This window comes from Mesorhizobium waimense, from assembly GCF_003601975.1.
Classification (GTDB): Bacteria; Pseudomonadota; Alphaproteobacteria; order Rhizobiales; family Rhizobiaceae; genus Mesorhizobium; species Mesorhizobium waimense.
Genome location: NZ_QZWZ01000002.1, coordinates 452,587 through 473,863, shown reverse-complemented (window position 1 = coordinate 473,863; position 21,277 = coordinate 452,587). Strand labels below are relative to the sequence as shown.

Below are 21,277 nucleotides of genomic sequence, written 5' to 3'. Positions count from 1 at the left end.
TAGAACTTCACGCGATCATTTCCCAAGACGGCCAAGCAGGTATTCGAGCGGCGAAACATCCTTGCCGTCAGCCTGCCTCCAGGCGGCGTCAACGGCGCGGTTGATTTGCGTCGCCGGCAGGCCGGTAGCCAGACCGGTCGCGTTGACGATCGACTTGATGAACTGCTTGCGCACCTCCCCCTTCTGGACTGACTTGCCGCCCTCCAGAAACGGCGTTGCGATTTCCTTGGTGATCGACCCATATGAGCCGCCGCCGTCAAAGCCTTGCAGCGGGCCGGTGATGTCGCGAACGCCGGGGATCGTCGCCATGACCGAAAATCCCGTCTGCTTGGCGAGGAAGGCCATCCAGCCGTCATCGTCATCGCCGCCGTCGCCGCTTGGCAGCTGGCCCTTGATCGCCGCGCCGATCACCGCCTCCAGCGTGAACAGGAAAGCCATGTCCAGCGTCCAGGAAAGCGCCTCCTGCCCCGAGCGAGCCGACAAACCCTCATCGCCGATTAAACGCTTGGCCTTGGCGGTGCGCTCATAGGCGACGTTGAACTTGGCGAACATGTACGAGCCAAGCGCCGTGAACAGCCGCACAACGTCATTCTGCCGCGCGGTGCGCGATACTGACCCGCGCTCGACCGCCGAGCGATCGGCAAACAGACCGGACGCCTGGGCGCGCTTCACCACGGCATCGGCATGGGCGACGGCCTTCGTCTCATCGTTGCCATTCTGCCGCAAGCCCTGCCGATAGCCGGCAAGCCATGTAGGAACGTCCGCCAGATACCATTGCGTCTTGGTCATCAGCCAGAACGCCAGCGGCCCGACGATCTCGGCTTTGATCTCACCCCAGCGCGAGGCAACCGGCCCGGTCTTCGGATCGGAATAGAAATCAAAGATATCCTTGTTGAACGTGGTCTGGCGTGTAGCCATGAACTGCGACTTGGCCGCAATGTCGCGCGCCATGCTGATCGGGTTTTTCGCCGCCTGCATGATGCCAACGGCCATGTCTTTCTTGCCGACAACAACCATCGACTGAGACAGGCCGGTAACCTGCATCGCAACCGTCGAAAGGTTGAATGCCAATTTAGCCGCGGTGAAATTCGACTTGAGCGTTCGCGCCGCCCGACCGACCAAATCGGCCGATTTCAACTCGCCCTCAGCCACGTCCTTGAGCCAGATTTCGAGCGCGTCAAAATCTGCCTGCTTGCCGGCGTCCATGAACGCCGAGCGGACCTCGCCGCTCTGGAGGATACGCCACGAATTCGCGACCGGCTCGCTTAGCTCCAGGTCATAGATGACTTGGTTGACGTGGCGATGCAGCACCGACATATCAAGCTCGACATCGCGGCCCGAGGACCGCGCACGTTCCTTGAGGTGACCTTGGCGCGTCTGCGCCTTGCCGAACCGGCCAGCCTGGAGCGCCGTGGCGATATCATTCGTTTCATCGTCACGCGCGAGCGACGACAGGCGCGGATCGTACTTCAACGGGTAATAGCCGCCCTTGAGCGTCTTCCCGGCGATATCGACCGGCGTTGCCTCGACCCATTGCGGTTCGACGCCAGTTGCCCGGCGCTCGCGAGCGGCGATATCGTCGCGGAACGATCCGACATAATCCCAGACCGACTGCACGAAATCGGCGTCGCGCGCATCGAGCTTGGCGATCACCGCCGAGATTTGCGCCTCAGTCAAAGATCCCCGAACTTTGGTATCGGTCAGCCTCGCCCGGTTGCCTTCGTTGCCGAGGTTAAGCGCGACCGCGATCCGTTCCCACTTCGAAAGCGCATAGCCAAGCTCAGGGATATGATGACGAACAGCCATGCGGCGGCGATCTTCCTTGGCGTAGACCGCATAGAGGCTTTCCAGATCGCTCGCCGCCTTTTCCTTGCGCGCGGTCAGCCGATCCGCCGCCTCATCAATCGGCGTCTTGATGTTGCGATAGGCCGCGCCCATGTCCTTGAACCCGTCGATCTCTCTAAGGATCGTTCCGGCGTTCAGCACAAGGTCAAAGAACTGGCGCACGGAATGCCGCAGCGATTCGCGCTTTGTGCCGACGCGACCAGGCGGGCGCTTGGGCATGTTCGCATCGAAGGCGGCGACGACATCGACAATCACCGCGTCGAGATCGCGTTGCTTTTGCGTGTCGATCAGCTTGTTCCAGCGAAGCGCCACATGCTCCAGGTTCTTAAGCGTGTCGACCACGCCCCGCAGTTCTTCGACCGGCAAGGTTTTGTAGGGACGGCGCGCTGCGTCGCTCAGGACGCCCTCAGGAATGGCAAGCTCGTTCTCCCGGCCAGCAGCCGTCATCGCGGCCACGAAGGCATTCAGCGCCCCTCGCCGGCTCTCAGCGGCCCCACTCAGCTTGCGGAAGTCGTAGCGCTCAAGGAGTTCATCGATAGCGCTCAGATAGTCGACCCGCGCGTTCTCTCTCCGGCCAGCGCCCGCGATCTTCTCTCGCGTCGATTTCTTCGCCAGCTTGGCAACGAAGTTTTCCGCCTTGTCGACTTCGCCGATCACGTTGCGCGCTTCCATGTAGAGCGCATGGTTGAGCAGTTGGCGACGCTTCGTTTCGATCAGGCGAGCGACCAGATCGTTATAGCCGTGCGATGTCGCGGTGCGCTCGCCGCCCTTGATCGTGAAGGCGTTGCCCGACTTGCTGACGGCCTCGCGATCAGGAACCGTGAACGTGCTTTGCGTCGTCGCGAACTTCTCGTTGTAGGCGTTGATCGCCGTGGCGACGGTATCGGGCGAGGTCTTGCCCTTCGACGCCGCGCGCGCCTTGCTTTCGATGCGACGGCGCGCGGCATCGACCCATACCTTGTCACGCGCCAGCATCGCGCCGAGCTTCGCGGCCTCATCAGCGGCTTTGCGTTCGGCGGCCAGGAAACGGATCGAGTTCACGGCATCGCGGACGCGCATCCGCGCAATCGACGCCCGAGCCGTGGCGCGCGCTTCTTTCGCGGTCATGCCAATGCCGGTTCCCGCGACCTCGACAACGGCCTTGAGTTCGGCGGCAATCCATTGCCCGCGCCTGTCACTGTGCAGCGCGGCCAGCGCCTCAGCCTCGATCGACCCATCAGTCAGCACGTCGCCATGCCGCTCGCGCATCAGCTTGTCTGTTTCGGCCTCAATGGCTTGCTTGCGCGGCGGCGCTTTTTCCATCGCCTGGATAAGCTCATCGCCACTGTCGAAGCCAAACCAGCCGGCAGCTTCGTCAGGGTCAATCCCGCCCTCGACCGCGTACATGGTCTGCATGCCGCGCGGCAGCGTCTTCAAGACGCCCTCGCCATAGAGCTCCACAAGGATATCCTTGGACAAGCGGATATCGGGCATGTCTTCCGGCTTGCCCTCGCCCCACCAGCGACGGTTGCCCATCCACTCCATCGCCCGATAGTAGCGATAGGTGTTGACGTTGCCTTCAACCTCATCGCGCACCTTGGCGCGCTCATCCTTGAACCACTTCTCTTGCGCGCGCTTCACCGGAGCCATGGCCTCGCGCAGCAGTCGCGCCTTGGCGTCATCCTCAGCCTGATCGCGCAGCTTGAGGAGCGACGCGAATTCGCCGGGCGTCAGGCCCATTTCCTCAGCTGTCGCGAAGATCGGGCCACGATCGCCAGCCTGATCCTTGGCCTTGGCGATCTCTTCGTCAGAGGCAATCATGCGGTCAAAGACCTCGCGAATGCCGTCAGACACAGTGACGTTGAGGCCGGCCAGCCGGCGATAGACCGAAATCAGCCAGGAGCGGAATTTCTCGAAAGCGCCGCGCAGTTCGATGGACGGCGCTTTGCCTTCCATTAGGTAGCTCTCGAACCCGCGCGCCCATTGCTCTTGCATGCCGACATCAATGGCTGCGTCCTTCATCAGATCGCCGGTCGTGCCGTTGTTGATCGCCGCGTTCACATCGTCGGCGGTCAGGGTGACATCGGGCATGACGCGCATGGCGTCTTTCGCCACGGCGTCGGCGTTCGCACTCCACCATTCCTTGACGCTGCCCATGTCGCCAGCGGCGGACGCCTCGCCCTTGTCGGCGAGATCGCGCAGCACCGTCAGGAAGTAATGCCCGCTCTCATGCAGGAATGTGGACAGATCGGCGCTTTCGAACAGCCGAACAACCGTGTCGCCGTTGCCGACGCCGCCGCCTGGGAATTGGATCGAGCCGCGCGGGCCGCGCACGTCGCCGGATTGCTCAAACGAGGTGACGGCAACGCGGCTGTCGTCATAGATGACATAGTTGGTTTTCTGGCTTTCGTGGCCTACGTATTGATGGCCTGGGATGCCAGCGCCCTCGCCCGTGCCGATGTGATCCGTTGAGAACTTGTCGAACAGATGCGGCGTGCCGTGATAGGCCGGCTGGGCGTACTTCTTTGCCTCATCTGCCTGATCAGCCTGGACAGCCTCACGGATCGCGGCATCACTGTCATCGAGCGAGACGCCCAAGCCCGACAGGTACGCCTCAATCTGATCAAGCTGCGCATTGTGATCCGCCTTGGCCGCGTCAACCGGTGCGGCGTGATCCGCCTCGCCGCGCATTTCGCGGCCGATCGCGTCGAGCAGCGCCTTGCCGATATTCGGCACTTGCCTGCCTTCCTTGATCGCGTTGCGGTATTCGGTCGCCACCGGATCGTTCGCCAGAAACCCGGCCTCAATCGCGGCCTGGGCCACGTCATCAAGCCCGTGCTTTTTGCCGCTCGCCTGCCCGAACATGTCGCGCACGCCGGCTATTGTCCCGCGCGCGATCTTGAGCGTCTTCTTGCCCTTCCGCTTGATCGTGGCGGCATCCATCGCCTTGATGTCGCCGCCGACATCATTGATCCCGCCGTAATCGGAAATGAACTCCAGCAGCGATTGCCGCTTGTCGAGACCGGCAGAGCGTTGGGCGCGGGCTTCGGCCAGCGTCCGGTTCAATGCGTCAACGTCGCGGAACTGCATGCCCTCAGGCAGCGATCCGCGCACTTGCGGCAGCGGATAAGCCCGCATGAAGTCTTCGACGGTCTGGCCCGAGCGTTCGGCCATGGTCCGATAGAACGCCGGGTAGAGCGCCGCCTCAGTCGTGGCTACGTCCGTCGACCGCCCGGCCGCGCGCAGCTGCGAGACCATCGTGTCATAGATTTGCTGTTCGTGGGACCGCGACGCCTCTTCGTCCAGGCGATCCGCCTCAGCCACTTGCCAGGCTTCGTCAAGCGCGTCTTGCGCGCGCTCATTGAACTCCTTCGCCTCCAGCGCCGTGAATTCGTTCGGATCGAACCGCATGTTCTCCATAAGGAAAGCATCGTGATCCGTGCCGGCGAGCTTCGCGGCATAGGTGGCAGTCGGAATTTGAAGATCCCCGCCGCCCGCAAGAGCAACGTCGAGATCGTCGCGGCTCATGCCCTCAAGCTCATCGACAAGCGCATGAGGATCGACGCCGAGGCTTTGGAAGTATGTGGCGAACTGTTCGGCCGGAACATAGACGTTCTCGACCGGCCCGTTCGCCGTCGCCGCCTCGACAAACTGGCGGAAGGTGTCAGGCGTCCGCGCGCGCACCTGAGACGCCTGGGCATTGGCCGATATCTCGCCAAGCTGGGCAACCGTGCCCTCAGCGACCTTGGCCTTGCGCCGATTGGCGGCGAACTCCCGGCCAGCCGCGCCCATTTCAACCGGCGCGGTCGCGATCTCAGCCACGCCCTCAGCGATGACATCGTTCCAGTCGACAGGCTGGCCCGCGGCGACGCGAGCGGAGTATTCGCCGGCAGCGCCGAGGATCGCCTGTTGAGCGCTCTGCGCAATCGCCTCGACAATCGGATTGTGTACCAGAGCCTTGCCGGCGAGACCGCCAGAGAGCAGATCGAACGCGCCGACAATCGAGCCGCGAATGACACCGCGATTTGCCGCCTCTTCCATGATCTTCGGATCAGCCAGAAGGCGTTGCACGTCTTCCGGCTTGCCGAGGTCGATCCCCTTTTCAGACAAGAAGTCAGCCGGCGCGGTGTACCGTTCGGTCACGTAGGAGCCGCCGCCGAGCGCCGCGACGCCAGCCGATGGACTGATCCGGCCAGCCACCAGCGCCGCCGCGAGTTGTGGCGCACTTTCGCCAGCTGTTTCCAGAGCCCACGACAAGCCGCCGACAGGATTGCGAAGGAACGCCGCGCCGAAGTTCGCAAGCGCCTCGCCGGGCGTAGCATCCTTGACGATTGCCGCACTTTCGAACGCCTGAGCTGTTGCCGATTTCGGCGTTGCCGCAAGACGGTCTTGGCTGTCTTTGACGCCCGCCGCAAACTGCGTCGCCGCAGCCGCGTCATCCGTACCGATCATGTCGGCATAGCGGGCGTCGACCCACCGCCCGAACGCGCCAAGGTATTCGGAGCCCGTCCAGGTCTTGAGCGGCTGGCCCTGCATGTCGCGCAGACCGGAGCCTGTCTGTTCGCTTTCTAGGATTTGGCCGAAACTCTTGTCCCGATCAGAGGCGCGGCCTGCCGTCTGTTCGAGCATGAATTGATTGCCCATCTGGCTCAGGCGATCACCCGAGCGGGAGAGCGTATTTGTCGCGCCGCGCCCGAAGCCTTCGAACCAGGACAGGTTTTGCAGATCGTCGCGGGCGAGCGCCGCGTTGTCGGGGCTGCGAAGCCAGTCCGTCAGGCGCGGCGAAGTTGACAGGATCGTCTTGTTTTTCTGTTCCTCGATCTTCTGCTGAAAGACGTTCCGATACTCGCGAACCATCGGCAGCGGCGGAACCGGGTTGCCCGTGGCCTTGCCGAACTCATTGGCAAGGTTTACGTCGCCGGCCACCTGATCCGGCTTCTCGTTAACCGATCCGAGAACGACTTGAGCCGCGCCGACGCCGCTCTGTTGCTGCTTATCTTTCCAGGCGTTATAGTCCGCGATTGTATCCATGAGGGCGTAATTCCTATGAGAGATCAGCAGGCAGGTTGGCGCGTCACGAATGCGGGCATCCGCAACGTCGCCTTGATCCTCTTTGGAATTTGGTTGGCGGGACAAATCGGCCTCGCCATTCGAGCCATCAGCGGTTGAGAACGAAATCCTCGTAGCGCTGCACAACCTCTTCCTCGCTGGGCTTGCGGCCAAGCTCGCGTTCAAGATCGGTCGAAATCCCGCGCCGCAGATCAACCGGGATATCGCCATACTTGACAACGACATCGACGCTTGAGTTGTCGCCGCGCTGACCCTCTTCGAACACGAAGCCGTCACGTTCAGTCGTTGAATTCATGGACCACGGCGTCTTGAGCGGGTTCCAGATCGAGCGCTCAGTTTGATCGCGGATTACCACCGGCAAGAGCAGGCGGTTGATCATCGACTGAATTTCCATCTGGTTCGGCGCTTTGTCGGTCGACCGTTTAAACTCTTCCATTTGCGCGGCCAATGCGTTCTGAAACTGAGCGACGCGCTTGGCTGCGTCCTCGCGCTCTTGGTCCTGCTTCCCGGCCGTTGTAATGCCCACAGCCTCAAGCTGAGTGTTGGCCTGGGAAAACGCCGTGGTGAGCGTCATCCCGTCTTCCTTCGCCTTACGCTGATCGGTCAGCGCCGTTGTCTGTTGACCGGTCAATTCCTTGATCGCCTCTTTCGACAACCGGTCGCGGTAATCGTTCAGGTCGACGTTGGCGAAGTCGGTCGGATTGGTCGCGGCATATTTGCGCATGTCGTAGAGCAGGCTTTCATCGCTATCGGCGGCGCGGCCCTTCGCGGCAGCGTCCATGTAGCTCCAGGCCGACGAGACCGCCGCCATGCCTGCTGCCTGCCGAACCTCCATCGGCACCTGATCGGGCGTCTGGCCCTGATCAATGTATTTCCACAGTTCGGCCTTGGCTGCTTTCTCCTGTTGCTCACCGGCCTTGCTCTGGGCTTCCAGCGCCGAATAGAGCCGCTTGCGCGTGGCGTCCCTCACATCAGGATCAGAGATCGCAGCCAGCTTGGTTTCGATGTCGTCATAAGACGGCGCGACCGATCGCGGCGCGATCGTGTTGCCCCTGGGCGCGACGGTTCCGGAGACTGCCGCCCTGCCCTGCGATCCCACCGGCTCGACATGCCACGGCTCATGCTTCATGGGGAAAAAGAGCCCGTATTTGCCCGCGTTCTCGTGGACCCAATCAACAACGTCCTTCGGAGCGCGGGCGAGGCTTTCGCCGTTGTAGGAAAGATCGACGGCGCGACCGTGCAAATGGTTCGAGCCCTTGGCGATGGTGCCGTTCGGCTTCCTATAGCCGGCCGGGAACGCGACCGAATGCCCGGTCTTATCGCTTTGCGCGAACAGCCTCTTCTGAACCTCATTCGAGCGATACCCCGAGAAAATCCCGAGCCCTTCACGAATGCCGGGAGGCGCGTCCTGCATCATGGCGGCGAGGTTGTCGGCAAAGCTGTTGTCGAGATACAGCGTATCGCCGGCCCGGCCTTGGTGAGAGGACCGTTTCTCAAGATACGCCTTGGCTCGCGTAGGCCCACCGCCACCGGGAGGAGCAACGGCCGGCGTTGCATCCGGCGCGCCTGGCACGGCGCGACCGCCTGACAGGATCGCCTCAGCCTCGCGCTTGGACTTCTCTGCGACCAGTTCCGTTTCCAGTGAGGCGTTCAGCGAGTATTGATCCGCGCCGGTCATCTGATCGGCGTTCGCCTTCATATACTTTTCGGCGGCTATGGCGTCGTCCTGGGCGAGCCTGAGCGTGATGTTCTTGTGCACGCCCGACACATAATCGCCCTCGCGCTGCTTGAGCGTGGCGGCGTCCCAGCCTAAGAGAGAACCTTGCTGACGTAGCTCAGCCTGCCCCGCCGCGATGTTCTTCGTCACTGTTGCCGGATTGTTGAAGTTCACCAGCGCATCGTTCGCGAACGTCTCGACACGCGCCGCCGAAGCATCCTTGAACCATGCCTTGCGCTCGCCCGCGCTGTGAACGATGGATTGCTGATAGACAGACTGTAGCCGGGCCTGCGAAGCCGTCTGGTAGGCGCGAGCGGCACCCGCCGACAGACCGGCCCCGAATTCCTTGCGCTTGTCTGCCGCCTCTTCCTCGAACGTCTTGCGCTGATCGACGGCGTTGCGGCCTTCCAGCGTCATAAAGCCGTTGTCGCCATACATGCGATTGCGCAGCCAGTCGGAATAGGAGTTGTCCGCGTCCTTGGCGCGCGTCACATCCTCAAGCTGCTGGACCTGGGTGACGGCATCGCCGAGATTGTCGAGACCACGCGCCGCCGACTGCATGCCGCGACCGATGCTTGCGCCAAAGGCGTCAGGCGTCGCGTTGGCCTCCAATCCTTGTTGGAAGATCGGACGAACTGAAACGTCAGACTGATATTCGGGAACGCGCGGCATCCTTCACCCCTACCCGATAGAGCCGATTTGAGACTGCTTGTACTGGCCGTAAGCCTTGCCCCCGCCAGTCAAAACGGTTCCGAGGGCATCGAGATAGCCGCCTGTGCTTGCAGCACTAGCGCTCATTCGGCTCATGGTCGCGCCAGCCCGCTTGTTGACCGCATCGACCTTGTAATCATACGCCTCGCGATTGGCATTGGTGCGGATTGTCAGCGCGTCGAGCTCGCCCATGACGGCGGTATCAACGAGCGTGTCGAGCGGCGATCCAAAGCTGAGATCGACGCCGTTCGCGGCCATCGCCGCGCGTTGCTGACCCTGGATGCCGGCGACCTGCTGACGCTTGCGCTGTTCCTCCAGAACGCCGCGATCAATGGCGTCCTTCGCCTTGCGGTCTGCAAGCTTGGCGTTCATGTCTTGGACCTGGGCGTTGTACTTGTTCGCCGCAGACGTGGCCTGGGCTTGCTGGATCGAGCCAGCCGCGCCGAGCAGCGTTGAGCCGATTGTCAGAGCTATACCCAGATCGCACATCAGTCGGACCTCAGTTCGAACAGCCTGAATTCATGCCCCCGGTATTCAATCGGATCGGAGAGCGTGAACCCGAGCCAGCGGAGCCAGCGGATCGACGCTCGATTGCGAACGTCGACAAAGTTCCTCAGCGTCGAATAGCGCCGTAACAGTTGGTCCCTAAACCCGACCGAGCGCCGCAGGAACGCCACATAATGGCGGTCAACCGCATCGGTACCGAGCAGCCACGGCGCGCCGACACCGGCAAGAACGTTGATGTCGCCCACGCCAAACATCACCTCAGGAACGCCGTCGATTAGCGCCGTCCAGGCGTGAGACGACTTGCGCAGCGAGAAGATCAGTGCGTCAGCCGGCGATCGGCCAGACGCGGCGGACACCTCATCGCGGTCGGCTTGGCGCATACGCCGGGCAATCGATCGAACATGAGCGGCGCGGGCCGGAACGATCCGGATATCAGCGACCGATTGTGACATCTGGCATAAGCGCAAGAATTGTCATCGGCAGCGGATCGAACTGCTTGATCCAGATGTTGCCGCCATCGGTCCAATCCCAATGCGGCGTCATCCTGATATCACCCGTGTAAAGGCCGATCGCTTCGTTCCACGCTTCGGTTGAACGCTGCTTGTACTCGACCAACGTGTTGGCATCGTCGCGTTCGCCGTCACGCGGCCCGAGGAAGATCCCGCGCGTATCCTGGACGCGCAACGTCACCTCACTGATCGACTTCGAGCGGCCCTGCACCGTGCCAAGCCCCCGCACCGATCCAAGATCGATATCGAGGGATTGCATCGCCGCAGTCATCGGCAAGCCTACGTGGACCTTGGTCGCGGGGTTTGGCAGCGTGACAGTACCGCCACCTGAGACAGTCAGATTGCGCACCACGTTGCCATTCGCGAGCGCGACGACAGACTGCCCCGCAAGATGACCAAGACCGCTGATCAGCGTCGCCTCCGCGCCCTCATAGGTCAGGCCGCAGTCGACAAAGAAAGCATCCTCAACGGTGTCGAACGCGCGCGAATGCAGCCTTTCTATGTAGCGCTTCGAAACGCCGCCGATGGTCCGCTTGACGATGAAGTACGGAACGTCCTCATTGCCTTCCGCGATGACCGTGACGCACTCGAAATAAGCGTCATCATTCGGGCCGCTCTCGTGATGCGTCCAAGCCCAAATCTCATGCTCTTTCAGGTATGTGAGCGAGACAAGCGAGCCGTCATCCAGGACAACCCACACCATCGAATAGGGAGCCTGAGCGAAGGCCCAAGAGACAATCTCTTTACCTTCGAATAGGTGGCGGGCGAGGATGGTCAAATCCTTACCCGTGAAGCTGTCTTGCGTGAACTCATAGCTGAAATCGCGGATCACGCAGCCGCGATTTTGCGGGAACAGTACCGTGTTGCCGACAACGACCGGCTGCACGTGCGCAGCGCCACGGAAACCCTGGTTATCGATCTTGATTGCCGAGGGCGTGATCGCGTCGGAATTCGCGCCGCCAGACACAACCCATTCCGCGCCCGAGGTGAGCAGCATCAGGCCACGGATAGGCAGAGCAGCCCTGATCTCATTGACCTGCCGGGCGCGAATGCGGAACGTCACGGCGTCACTGGCCTTGGCCGGCGACGCTACGCCAAAGTTCTCATAATTCGCCGACTGCGAAAGGTATGCGGCCTGAGGATCATTGTCCGTCGAGAAAAGCCCAAGGCGCTGTTCAACGAACGTGACACAGCGCGGATAGTTGCCCGCGCCGTTGAACGGATTTCTCGCCGTTTGAGGACCATCAGAAACATCGGAGACAATGTTTTCGTCGGTGAAATCGGTCGTTTCCGACGTGCCTATATAGCCATACAGGCCATTGTCTTCGCGGTAGACGATGTAGCGCCCCGCACCGGCCACGGCAGTCCAAGTCAATTCATTTCGGTTGCCTTTGTAGGACATGTCATTCGTCAGGGTCAGCGAAGCTGACGGTAGGCTTTCCTCGCCGGTATCGTCATTCACTGCCGAGACGACATACTTGGCATCCTTGCCGTAGATCGTGGTGGACGTTAAGCCTGTCGGCGTGGCTGGGGCTCCGGGATCGGCCGCGCCCGGAATAGCCGCGCCGTCGCCGGTATATTGATCCTGCAAGAGATCGACAGTCGTGCTCGTGGTCTCGACCAGAACGCCCGTTGAGCCGTCAGTGCGGTACACCCGGTATGACGAGGCTCCTACTACGGCGTTCCATGCGATGCGTATCCTCCTGCCGTCATCATTTTGATACTGAACATTCTCGGTTGTCGCAGCGGAGGCTGCGCTCTGCTCTCCACCAGCGCCAACGGACGTGACCTTGTATGAGATGTTCGCGCTGTCGCCGGATCGCCTTTTAAAATTAGCTGTTCCAACCAACCCCGTTGGCGCAACCGTGGCCGGCCCAAATGTCACAGATACAAGCGCCCAATCGTCATCGGCAAGGCGCTCGAGTTTTTTCACCGGATAGTTCGAATGCACGATGTACATGACATCGGCTTCTTGAACGAAAACCAGATCGGGGACGTCGGCGCTCGCATAGGGCGTCACGCACTCATAAGGAACGCCGCCCGACAGCACGACGCCGCCATTCTTGAAGACGCGGAAATAGAGGTTGCCGAACTCCAGCACATAGGATTGCGCGGTGTTGAACTGGAATGGCAGAAGCCACGTCTTGTTGGCGCTGGCCTTCACCTCGCGGACGAATTCAAAGCCAGCCCGGTTCGACGCCCCGCCGTGCGGATGCACGAACAGATTGAGCCCCGTCTTGAGGCCGGTCGCATACTTTGCCAGGTCGACGCGCGCCCACAGGGCAGGCGAAAGAACGCCGGCAGTGAACGAGGGTTGGAATGTACGCAGGGCCATTACGCGCGCTCAGTCACAAATTCGCTGTCATGGTCGGAGGTCTCGCGATCCTCATTCGCGTCCGCCGCCGAGGCGGTGTTTTGCGTCGCCTGGGCAAGCTGGTAGGCGTCGGCGCGCACCTTGGGATCGCGGGTCAGAGGCATCGCCATGCGAACGGCCAGATGCCAGGACAACGCCTCAATGAAAAGCGGCGTGTACTTCGTCGGATCGGTCAGCCGATAGGTGTAGCGGAGGAAGGCCGGCGACAGATCGCAATAGATCGTCTGGCCCTCGATCTCATGCGCAAAACCGAAGGCGTCGGATTTAGCCGCGGTTAAATCCGAAGTCTGGTTTTCCGTGTACGCAGGCCTGACATAGCGCACCTTGAGGCAGTCGGTCGGGCGGCGATAGGCGTAGCCCCAACTGCCCACCTTGTCGTTCGCGACTTCCGCCAGCGAGGCGGTCTTAGCCGCGAAGCTCCAGGGATAGACCTGGAGCAGCGTGTCGCGGACGTGATCATAGAACTGGTTGCAAGCGAGCGCCTCAGCCCCGGCGTCGGTCAAGGCGCTGATGTTGTCTTTGCCGAGATTGGACAGGGCGAGGTTGCAGATCGAGACGATTGAGGACATGCGAATTTACCCGTTCGGGAAGAGGACAGATGCCGCGTCGGGCTTCTTTTCCTTGGGCTCAAAGCCGGCTTCGATGATCTCGAATGACATTGAGCGCGAGCCATTCTTGCTGGCGCTGAGATTGGAAACGCGAACGGTGGCCGTCATGGTCATCTCGGTTCCGATATCCGGCTTGCCGAGATCGAGGCCATCCATTTGCTTTTCATCGAGACAGAGCGACGGGAAGTATTCGTCAGTGTTCGAGCCATACGGCTTGTCGAAATCGCCGTACTTCTGCGCAAGACTGGCCATCTTCGTCATGTCAGAAGCTCCCCGGCATCGTCACGACCGCAGCGGCGACACCGACGCCGACAGCCAGGCAAGACCAAAAGAGCGCAAGCGCAAAGTCGTAGATCGGCGTCATAGTGAAGCCCTTAGTTGCCCGCGAACCCGGTGGCATTGATGAACACGCCGCCCGTTACAGCGGTCAGGGTGACGGCCTCCAGAAGGGTGTTAGCCGTCCCCTTTAGCGGCGGATCGAACTGGATCACGCTCGCCGCAGCCGCATCGACAGCGCCGGTCTGGAGCTTTCCGCGCCAAAGCACGGTTCCGGCTGCGCCGTCGCGAATTGCCAATTCGGTCGCGGCTCCAAGCGCGTCATGAGCAACGGTCAGGGTCTTGAGATAATTCCTGATGCCCGCGCCGGCTGCGGCCTTGATGGTCACGGCAACAGCCGTGTTGACGATACCGCCAGTCGCGGCTGCGTAATTCCAGAACGTCGATGAAAGACCAGACTGTACGACCGCCCCATTCGCATCGTTTGCGCCGAGGTTTGAGGCCGGGTTGCCGCTCCCGTCGACAGGGACAACGCCTACAACCCGCTGCTCATTGTACAAAGCGGCCATCTGTCAGTCCCCCTGTAGTGAAAGGGGGAGGGAAGGCAAGCATTCACCGCGACATGCTGATCCGCGATTACTGGCTTGCCTCCCCTCCCGTTTAATCGGTCACAGCCTTAGGAGCAGCGCCAGGAGCGAGCCAATCCGGCTGAGTGGTGCCGAGAGCGTCGTTGATCTCGCTCTTGGCTCGGACAGGTGCCGGCGCATCGGCGAACGGCGCGGCCTCAGGAGCCTTGACCGTCACCGGCTTTGCCTTGCCCTTGCCCTTCTTCGGCTTCGGAGCTTCGTCGCCGTCGCCAGCTTCGCCGCCCTCGCCCTCGCCGGCTTCGGCCTCAGCCTCGACCTCGCTTGCGCCAACTTCCTTGCACCACTTGGGGCGGCGTTTTTCATCCGCCCATAGATCGTCAGGGACGCCGAACACATCGCCGGTTTCGCGGATAATGCCGCCGAAATAACCGCGCATCTTTGCGATGACCTTAGCCATTGGACTGAGACCCCATGACTGCGCCGGCCGTGATCTTGCCGAGCGTGGGAGCGGTGCCGGTCACGGTATAGTTGAGGCGCATATAGCGCTCGTCCGTGCCGCGCGGGATGAACTCGGGGATGATCACCTTGCCGAGGATGAGATCAGCCAGGACAACAGTCGTTGTCCACACGGTTTTCGCCGAGGCGAAACCCGCGTTGTCGTCGGTCTGGAGGGCAACGGCGAGCGAGGTGAGGTTGTTGAAAGCCTCAACCACCTGGACGCGCAACGGGATAGGCTTCCCCTTGCCGATGTCGCGGGCGAACCCGGCGTTGATCGGGCCGAGATCGATAATGTTGGTGCTTGCCGCCGTCGCCGTGATCGCCTGCGCGTCGGAAAGCAAAGTCTGCTGGTCGAAAATCATTGCCTTGCCTTTCGTTGAAATCCTGCCCGCCGCCAGATGGCGACAGGCTCAAGCGTTGAGCGATTAGATCGCGACCGAGCCGACGAGTGCTTCGGTGTTCAGAAGCGCGTCGGTCATGCGGATCGGGATTTCGCGATAGGTGCGAACAAGCTTACCTTCGACCTGGGCCTGACCCAGCGCGGTATAGTTCGGGTTGGCGGCGATCAGCGCGCGGTCGGTTGACTGCGCGTCCAGGACTTCCAGAACCTGACGGTTCATGTAGCAGGCCGACTTGCCGCCAAGCGCGCCGATGCCGTACACCTGGAACATGCGGTAGTAGGCCTTGCGGAGCAGCGCCCACACATCGACCGTGCCGGCCATCATGTCGGAAACGTCGATATTGGCGATACGGACGTTGTAGCGGTAGTCCTTGACGAACGCGCCCATGTCCCACTGGAACGTGGTGACCTTGGCATAGTAGGGATCGCCGTTGCCGTCGAACACCTTTTCCGTACCCTTGTCCTCGACCTGGACGCCGGCCTTGCTCGCCTTCGGGTAGAGCAGCGACGTGGCGTGATCCGCCCAGGTGACGAACCAGATCGACGTATTGTCGGCACCCGAGCCGCCGCCGTGGATAACCTGGTTGGCGATGTTCGGCTTGGTCGGGTCGGGAATGTTGGTGTTGTAGAGCGAGAAGCGCGGCGACAGGCCCTTGAACTTTTCGGGCGTAGCGTCGGTGTTGTGGTAGAACATGCCCGTCGCCATTTCCTGGTTCATCACCTCCAGGTACGGCGCGCTGTCCACAAGGCGGGCCTTGGCCGGATCGGGCGCGAGCTTGAGCAAGTTCACGTCGATTTCGGAACGCGCCTGGAGGAAACCGGTCGTGTCATCGACCTGCTGCATGGTGGACTTGGACGCCTTCACGCCCTTGTAGAGCCGGCCCCACGAGACGGTAGGATAGCCAGTGCGGATGGAATGGCGGTGAAGCGCGTCCATGTTGCAGGGCGTCGCGATCGCGTCTTCCAGGATCGGGTTGTTCTGCTTGAGCAGTTCAATGACGGTGCCTTCGGCAGACGCCTTGTGCATGTCGATTAGCTGCGGGTAGGTGTTGCCGATGGTTGCCATAGTTCATTCAGCCTTTCGGTGCGTCGTTCGGAAACAGTTTGTGAGCAGCATCGACGGGCTTTCCTTGCCCTTCCGCGCCGCCAGTGGCCGGTTTGTCTTCCGAGATCATCGCCCCGACCTTCGCCATGAAACGGATAAGCTCGGGATGGTTGCCGCCACCACTCGCGTTGAGATATTCCTTGAGGCCGGGCGAACCGAGGGCGTTGACGGCGCGCTGACCGGCCTGGACAGTGCCGTCCCATTTGTCGCCGCCGATCTCGCTATCCTTCTTCGCGGTATCGACCCAGCCGGATAGGGTTTTGCCCCAATCTTCGACGCGCTTCGCGGTGCGCGCGGTCTCGATTTTCACATACTCATCGGTGAGTTCCTGAGCCTCGCGAACCGTCATCTGCTTCGCGGCGAACTTCGGGCCGAGCGCGTCGAGCAATTCCTGATCGACCGTGACGCCTTCCGGCATCGTCAGCACATACTTGCCGTCCTCGGGAATGGCATCGAGCGCCTTTTCGGCGTCGGTCTTTTCGGCTGGCTTGGTCTTGTCGTGCTCCGCCTTGGCGGCGGTGTTCTCGGCTTCCGACTTCGCCGGGTCGTTCTCGTATTCTTTCCAGTCGGCGGCAGGAGGATCGACCGGCTTGTCACCGGCAGGAGGGTCAGTGGGCTTTTCGGCCGGGAACAGCACACTCTCAGGCGTCGGCGGCACGACAACAGGAGCAGGCGTCCCGCCACCAGCGCCGCCGCCCTCGCCCTCGAAAGCCGCCATTGCGAAAGGCGATGATCCAGTCATCAGCGCCGCGATCCTATTCCTCATCTTCCGTCTCCTGTTTGGCGGCAGCAGCCGCACGGTCCATTGCTCTCAGGTTGGCGATTTCGAGCAGTAGGCGCGGATAGAAACGCGGGTCGACCTCATCGAGCTTTGAGATCAGTTTGCGTCCAGCGGCCTGGAGCCCGAGCGAATAGTTGGTTGCGTTCGTGTTCTCGCTCGCGAACGGATCGGCGTAGATCGCGCACTGTTCCAGCATCCAGAACAGGACGCGCTTGCCCGCCGCGAGCGCGAAGACTTCGGCGAACGCCCTTGCCAACTCATCGCGCTCGGATTGTTCCTGCGGAGACAGTTGTTCGCTCAAATCGCTCATGGGATCAGAGCCCAGATCATCCACGCAGCAAGCGTGACGATTAGCGCAATGCCGTGCATGACGGCGTTGCCGATGCCTTGCCCGATCTTCCCATAGTCATAGGCTGGGCTGCGATCTTGCTGCCATGTCGACCAGCCGAACGCCGCTGCCGTGATGAGCGCCGGCACAAGCCACCAGCCGAGTTGAATGGTGAAGGTCATCAGCCGATCCCGAGCTTGCTGAGCAGAGCGCTACCGCCTGGGTTATCCTGAGCGCCGGCCAGCACTGCCGCAGCGTCCGCGCCCTGCTTTGCGGCAGGCGCAACGGTTGCCATCATTTCGGCGTTCTCAGCGGCTTGCTGTTTCTGCGCGCGCGCCTGTCGAACCTTGGCGACCTTATCGTCAGGGATGACGATGGACGGCGGGACGCCGAGATAGTCGAAATACACGTCAAGCGCTTCGTCGCCGTCGAGCTTGTCGAGCACTTCGGGCTTGACTGAGGCAAGCTGTCCAGCGAACGCAAAGCCGCGTTCGATGCTGCCCGTGGCGACGGCCTTCTGAGCCTGAGCGAGGATCGAGATATACTCAATGTTGAGTTCCTCCCCATGCAGATCAGGCGGCGGCGGCGGCAGCATTCCGCGCCGACCCATGATCGCGAACGTGCGATCAATCACCGGCTCCAATTGCCCGCCGTAGACGTTCTCCAGCACCGGCCCGAGGGCGAGCAACTTTTCTTCCTTGCGCTCCGCAATCTCGAACTGATTGCGCGGCTGGATGCCTTCCATGTTGGCGAGCATCAGGAACAGATCGGCATAGAAAACTTGCTCGATATGCTGGCGCAGATCGCGGATATCGGCGGTCAGGTGCGACAGGTCTATGTTCACGTCCATCGCCGCCCGGTAGCCCTTGCCGGTCGGGTCATCGACATAGGTGACAGAGCCAGGCAGCAGCGAAGCCGGGTTGTTCCTCATCGACGTTGGCCCAGTCATCGGCGGGCGAACTTTCTTGTCGATCGCTTCCCACTTGCGCTTGGTCTCAAGCTGCAAGCCCTTCACGTCACCAAGCGCTATTTGCCCCGGCGACAGGGCATAGTGATCGTCGCCGGCAAGCTCCCACGGCGGCGCGATGATCGGGTTTTCATCGAACCCGCTTTCCTCCAGCAATTCGCCGGCCATGCCGCCAGCGGTCATGCTGTCTTCCCAATAGTTCGACAGGAACGCCTTGTTCTTCTTGTCGATCCTGGAGGCGTCGCGGTTCAGGCGCGGCTCGACCGCATGCCAGATGTCAAAGCGTTCGTCATACTTGCTTTGATCCCACATCTGCTTGATGCGAGCGCTTACCTTGTCGTAGCCGAAGCGGCTGACGACGCGCTGCACCGACCAACGGAAGGTGCGATAGAGCGTCGTAGCGCGGCCCTTCTCATCGCGAGCGATCCAGAAGCGACCGTGCAGCAATTGCTGCATGCGAACCGTCGCCTCTTCGTCTTCGACCAGGAGGCCGACCGATTGGCCGAACTGACCAAGATCGCCATAGCCAATGTGAAAGGCGTTGTAGACGTTCGATCCCGCGAACACCTCGCGCATGCGCGTCTCGACTTCGGCGAGGTACGTCTTGACCGGAGCGAAGTCTTTCAGATCGGGATCGTTCGTTGCCAGCCGGAACCACGGGCGAGCCGGCGACGTGATGCCGGAATGCATGCCCGACGCCAGCGTTCGCAACGCCTTGGTGCCAGTGCTGTCAAGGATGCTTGCGCGGCTCATCGCGCCTTCGTTCGTGTTCGACAGGCGCAGGCGCGTCGGCTCGATGAATTCGGCGAGCGGACGCCAGACCGTTTCCCACGGATTGCGAACGGTTTTCAGTTCCTCAGCGCGTCGGCGATGATAGGCGACCTGGGTTTCGTTGCGCGCGGTGTTGACGGTCATGCGAGCCCCTGCGCCGCATTGGCGATGGCGAACCAGAGAGCTAGGACGAACGAGATCAGCGAAGCCGCCGCCAACAGGGCGGCGATCATCCAGGCGTCAACGCGCTTCTCAATGTCCGCCGTGGCTACCCACAGCAGGCTTGCTGCCGACGACACGCCAAAGGCGATCGACAGCAGAATACAAAGCATCGCCCACGCGCCCATGGTGATCTCACTGGCCCAGGAGGGTTTTCTTGTCGGTTGGGGCCGCAGCCGTGACGCCCGAGCCCGAGGTGAGGATCGTGTTCGCGCCCGAGCGCAGCTTGTCGGTCGCGCGCTTGCCGACGCCCGCCCTCACCGCGCCCTGATCGGGCTCACGCATCGCGGCGGTTTCAGGCGGCAGCGTCGGCTCATCTTGGTTTGGCGTGTTGAACATGCACATTGCGGGTCACCGGCAAGCTGGAGGGTCTTTGATCGACCACTACGGCTTGATGGTTGCCGGCACGAACACGCGCCTATTGGAAAGGATCGTAATCGACCGCCGCTTGGTTCTGTTTGCCGCCGCCAAGAATGGTGCGGTCTTTCTTCGCCACCGGCTCAGCGAATGTCAGCGCCAGCGCATCGCCCTTGTTCGGCGATGGCATGCCGCGCTCTTTCATGTCCTCTTTGCTCTCAAGCTGGATTTTGCCGTCCAGGCGCGGCACGGTCTCAGGCCCGATGATGTCTTGATAAAGTTCCTCATCGCGCGGGTCGATTGCGCCGCCCGCCTTGAGCCACTTCTTTTTCATGCCCCACATGTATGCGCGCTGGTTGAGATAGCCGGGATCGACGGACTTGCCTGAGAACCAGATTAAACGCCACGAACGGCCCATGACTTGGCCGGCGCTGACAATGCCCGTGCCATAGCCGGCGTCCACAAACACCGCGTCGGCTTGATGCTCATCCTCCAGGCGCGCAATGAGGTTCGCCACCTCAACATCGTTGTCATTGCGGGCGATGGTCGCGAGGCTCTTGGAGTAGAGCCCTTGCCTCAGCATGATCTCAAGCTTGTCATCGCCGGTCCAAGCTGGGTCGACGCCGATGATGACAGGCGCAAAGCTGTATTGCTCTTTGCGCAGATGGACATTCCGCGCCTTGTCGGCGTCGGTCTCGCTGATGAACTGCATGGCTGATTGCGCTGGGAACTGCCCCCGAACACGCACCTTCACGATGTCGCTGTCTTCTCCGTTGTCGTCAACAAGGCGCTGGAGATAAGCCTTGTTCGTGCCGGGGACCGTGCGGCTGTCTATCTGCCGCTGGACCCAGCGATGCCGGAAGCGCCGGAAGCACTCGCGGAAACGCCCGCTGTTGCGCGTCGGGTTGCCGAAGACGATCCAGATGATGACCGTATCTTCGTCGGTCAGTGCGCCCTCAGCGACTTCCCAAACCTTGTCATGAATTTTCGACGCCTCATCGAACAAGAGCAGGATGATCTTGCCTTCGTTGTGCAGACCGGCGAACGCTTCCGTGTTGTGTTCGCTCCAAGGCGTGAAGTCCTGCCGCCAGCTTTCGCCGTGCTGCGGATCGCGGCTCTTGATCGACGTGGCCTGCACATCGAACCAATGCGAGGTGAGCGAGGTTCGGAACCACTTGCCGATTTCAGGCGCGGTCTTGGTGCGCAACTGGCCTTCGGTGTTGGCCGTCGCGGTAATGCGCGCGTCAGCCCAACAGGACATAGCCCAATTCGAGAGCATGCCCATTTCGGCAGACTTGCCGATGCCGTGGCCGCTGGCGACGCTGATCTGCAACGGCTGGTAGCGCGTCGCGGGATTGGCGAGGTGATCTCGGATGACCTTGTTGATGTCGTCTTGCCACTCACGCGGGCCTTGGTGCTTCTCCAGGTTGCCGACGCCCCAATCCCATGCGACGCGGCTCCAGCGCAGCGGATCGAACCGGCAAGAGGCAGCGAGTTCGATTATCGCGTCGTTCGGGTCGACACGCGCGTTCATTGCGCCAACGCCCGCTCCAGTTCGTCGCCGCTCATGCACCGCATGTTGCGCGGCGTCTCATAGCAGGATGGTTGCGAGGTGCAGGCGGCCAGGAGCAGCGCCAAGGCGATCGCAATGAGTTTGTGCGCCATGGC

19 protein-coding genes are annotated in these 21,277 nt (G+C 61.6%); all 19 read right to left on the bottom strand.

The genetic code is table 11. The features are described from left to right. Window positions 1-15: 15 nt before the first annotated feature. A complete protein-coding gene (locus D3227_RS04860; RefSeq protein ID WP_120012968.1) occupies window positions 16-6,855 on the bottom strand; it encodes a hypothetical protein in 6,840 nt (2,279 codons plus the stop codon). 127 nt (window positions 6,856-6,982) lie between these two features. After that, window positions 6,983-9,049: a D-alanyl-D-alanine carboxypeptidase family protein gene (locus D3227_RS04855; RefSeq protein WP_167480592.1), complete on the bottom strand. Its 2,067-nt coding sequence runs from the start codon at window positions 9,047-9,049 to the stop codon at window positions 6,983-6,985. Window positions 9,050-9,292: 243 nt separating this feature from the next. Continuing rightward, window positions 9,293-9,811: a virion core protein, T7 gp14 family gene (locus tag D3227_RS04850; RefSeq protein ID WP_120012966.1), complete on the bottom strand. Its 519-nt coding sequence runs from the start codon at window positions 9,809-9,811 to the stop codon at window positions 9,293-9,295. Continuing rightward, window positions 9,811-10,209 (bottom strand): phage protein Gp13 family protein, encoded by a 399-nt coding sequence (locus tag D3227_RS04845; protein WP_245451642.1) that lies wholly within the window; start codon window positions 10,207-10,209, stop codon window positions 9,811-9,813. Before D3227_RS04845 ends, D3227_RS04850 begins: the two co-directional genes overlap by 1 nt. Before the next feature lie 52 nt (window positions 10,210-10,261). Next, the gene (locus D3227_RS42585; RefSeq protein WP_245451641.1) at window positions 10,262-12,673 is read right to left on the bottom strand and encodes a phage nozzle protein; all 2,412 of its coding nucleotides are present in this window, start codon (window positions 12,671-12,673) and stop codon (window positions 10,262-10,264) included. Beyond that, entirely contained in the window at window positions 12,673-13,281 is a 609-nt protein-coding gene (locus tag D3227_RS04835) for a phage connector family protein (protein ID WP_120012964.1), read from the bottom strand. Before D3227_RS04835 ends, D3227_RS42585 begins: the two co-directional genes overlap by 1 nt. A gap of 6 nt (window positions 13,282-13,287) precedes the next feature. Further along, the gene (locus D3227_RS04830) at window positions 13,288-13,581 is read right to left on the bottom strand and encodes a hypothetical protein (RefSeq protein ID WP_120012963.1); all 294 of its coding nucleotides are present in this window, start codon (window positions 13,579-13,581) and stop codon (window positions 13,288-13,290) included. A 113-nt stretch (window positions 13,582-13,694) separates the two neighbouring features. Beyond that, a complete protein-coding gene (locus D3227_RS04825) occupies window positions 13,695-14,165 on the bottom strand; it encodes a hypothetical protein (RefSeq protein ID WP_120012962.1) in 471 nt (156 codons plus the stop codon). A gap of 91 nt (window positions 14,166-14,256) precedes the next feature. Beyond that, window positions 14,257-14,640, bottom strand: coding sequence for a hypothetical protein (locus D3227_RS04820; protein WP_120012961.1), 384 nt, complete (start codon window positions 14,638-14,640; stop codon window positions 14,257-14,259). Then, window positions 14,633-15,043, bottom strand: a complete 411-nt coding sequence (locus D3227_RS04815; RefSeq protein WP_120012960.1) for a Bbp16 family capsid cement protein — start codon at window positions 15,041-15,043, stop codon at window positions 14,633-14,635. Before D3227_RS04815 ends, D3227_RS04820 begins: the two co-directional genes overlap by 8 nt. A gap of 63 nt (window positions 15,044-15,106) precedes the next feature. Further along, window positions 15,107-16,147 carry a major capsid protein gene (locus tag D3227_RS04810; RefSeq protein ID WP_120012959.1) on the bottom strand — a complete coding sequence of 347 codons (1,041 nt, stop codon included), beginning with the start codon at window positions 16,145-16,147 and terminating at the stop codon, window positions 15,107-15,109. A gap of 7 nt (window positions 16,148-16,154) precedes the next feature. Continuing rightward, a complete protein-coding gene (locus D3227_RS04805; protein ID WP_245451640.1) occupies window positions 16,155-16,952 on the bottom strand; it encodes a hypothetical protein in 798 nt (265 codons plus the stop codon). Beyond that, complete coding sequence (locus D3227_RS04800) at window positions 16,942-17,277, bottom strand: hypothetical protein (protein ID WP_120012958.1); 336 nt, start codon at window positions 17,275-17,277, stop codon at window positions 16,942-16,944. Before D3227_RS04800 ends, D3227_RS04805 begins: the two co-directional genes overlap by 11 nt. After that, on the bottom strand, window positions 17,274-17,477 hold the full coding sequence (locus D3227_RS04795) for a hypothetical protein (protein WP_120012957.1): 204 nt from the start codon (window positions 17,475-17,477) through the stop codon (window positions 17,274-17,276). The genes D3227_RS04800 and D3227_RS04795 overlap by 4 nt, the downstream gene beginning before the upstream one ends. After that, window positions 17,477-19,177 (bottom strand): portal protein, encoded by a 1,701-nt coding sequence (locus D3227_RS04790; RefSeq protein WP_120012956.1) that lies wholly within the window; start codon window positions 19,175-19,177, stop codon window positions 17,477-17,479. Before D3227_RS04790 ends, D3227_RS04795 begins: the two co-directional genes overlap by 1 nt. After that, window positions 19,174-19,380: a hypothetical protein gene (locus tag D3227_RS04785; protein ID WP_120012955.1), complete on the bottom strand. Its 207-nt coding sequence runs from the start codon at window positions 19,378-19,380 to the stop codon at window positions 19,174-19,176. Before D3227_RS04785 ends, D3227_RS04790 begins: the two co-directional genes overlap by 4 nt. 7 nt (window positions 19,381-19,387) lie before the next feature. After that, window positions 19,388-19,597: a hypothetical protein gene (locus D3227_RS04780; RefSeq protein ID WP_120012954.1), complete on the bottom strand. Its 210-nt coding sequence runs from the start codon at window positions 19,595-19,597 to the stop codon at window positions 19,388-19,390. A gap of 73 nt (window positions 19,598-19,670) precedes the next feature. After that, complete coding sequence (locus tag D3227_RS04775) at window positions 19,671-21,143, bottom strand: terminase (RefSeq protein ID WP_120012953.1); 1,473 nt, start codon at window positions 21,141-21,143, stop codon at window positions 19,671-19,673. Beyond that, window positions 21,140-21,274 (bottom strand): hypothetical protein, encoded by a 135-nt coding sequence (locus tag D3227_RS43705; RefSeq protein ID WP_281034894.1) that lies wholly within the window; start codon window positions 21,272-21,274, stop codon window positions 21,140-21,142. The genes D3227_RS04775 and D3227_RS43705 overlap by 4 nt, the downstream gene beginning before the upstream one ends. Window positions 21,275-21,277: the final 3 nt, after the last annotated feature.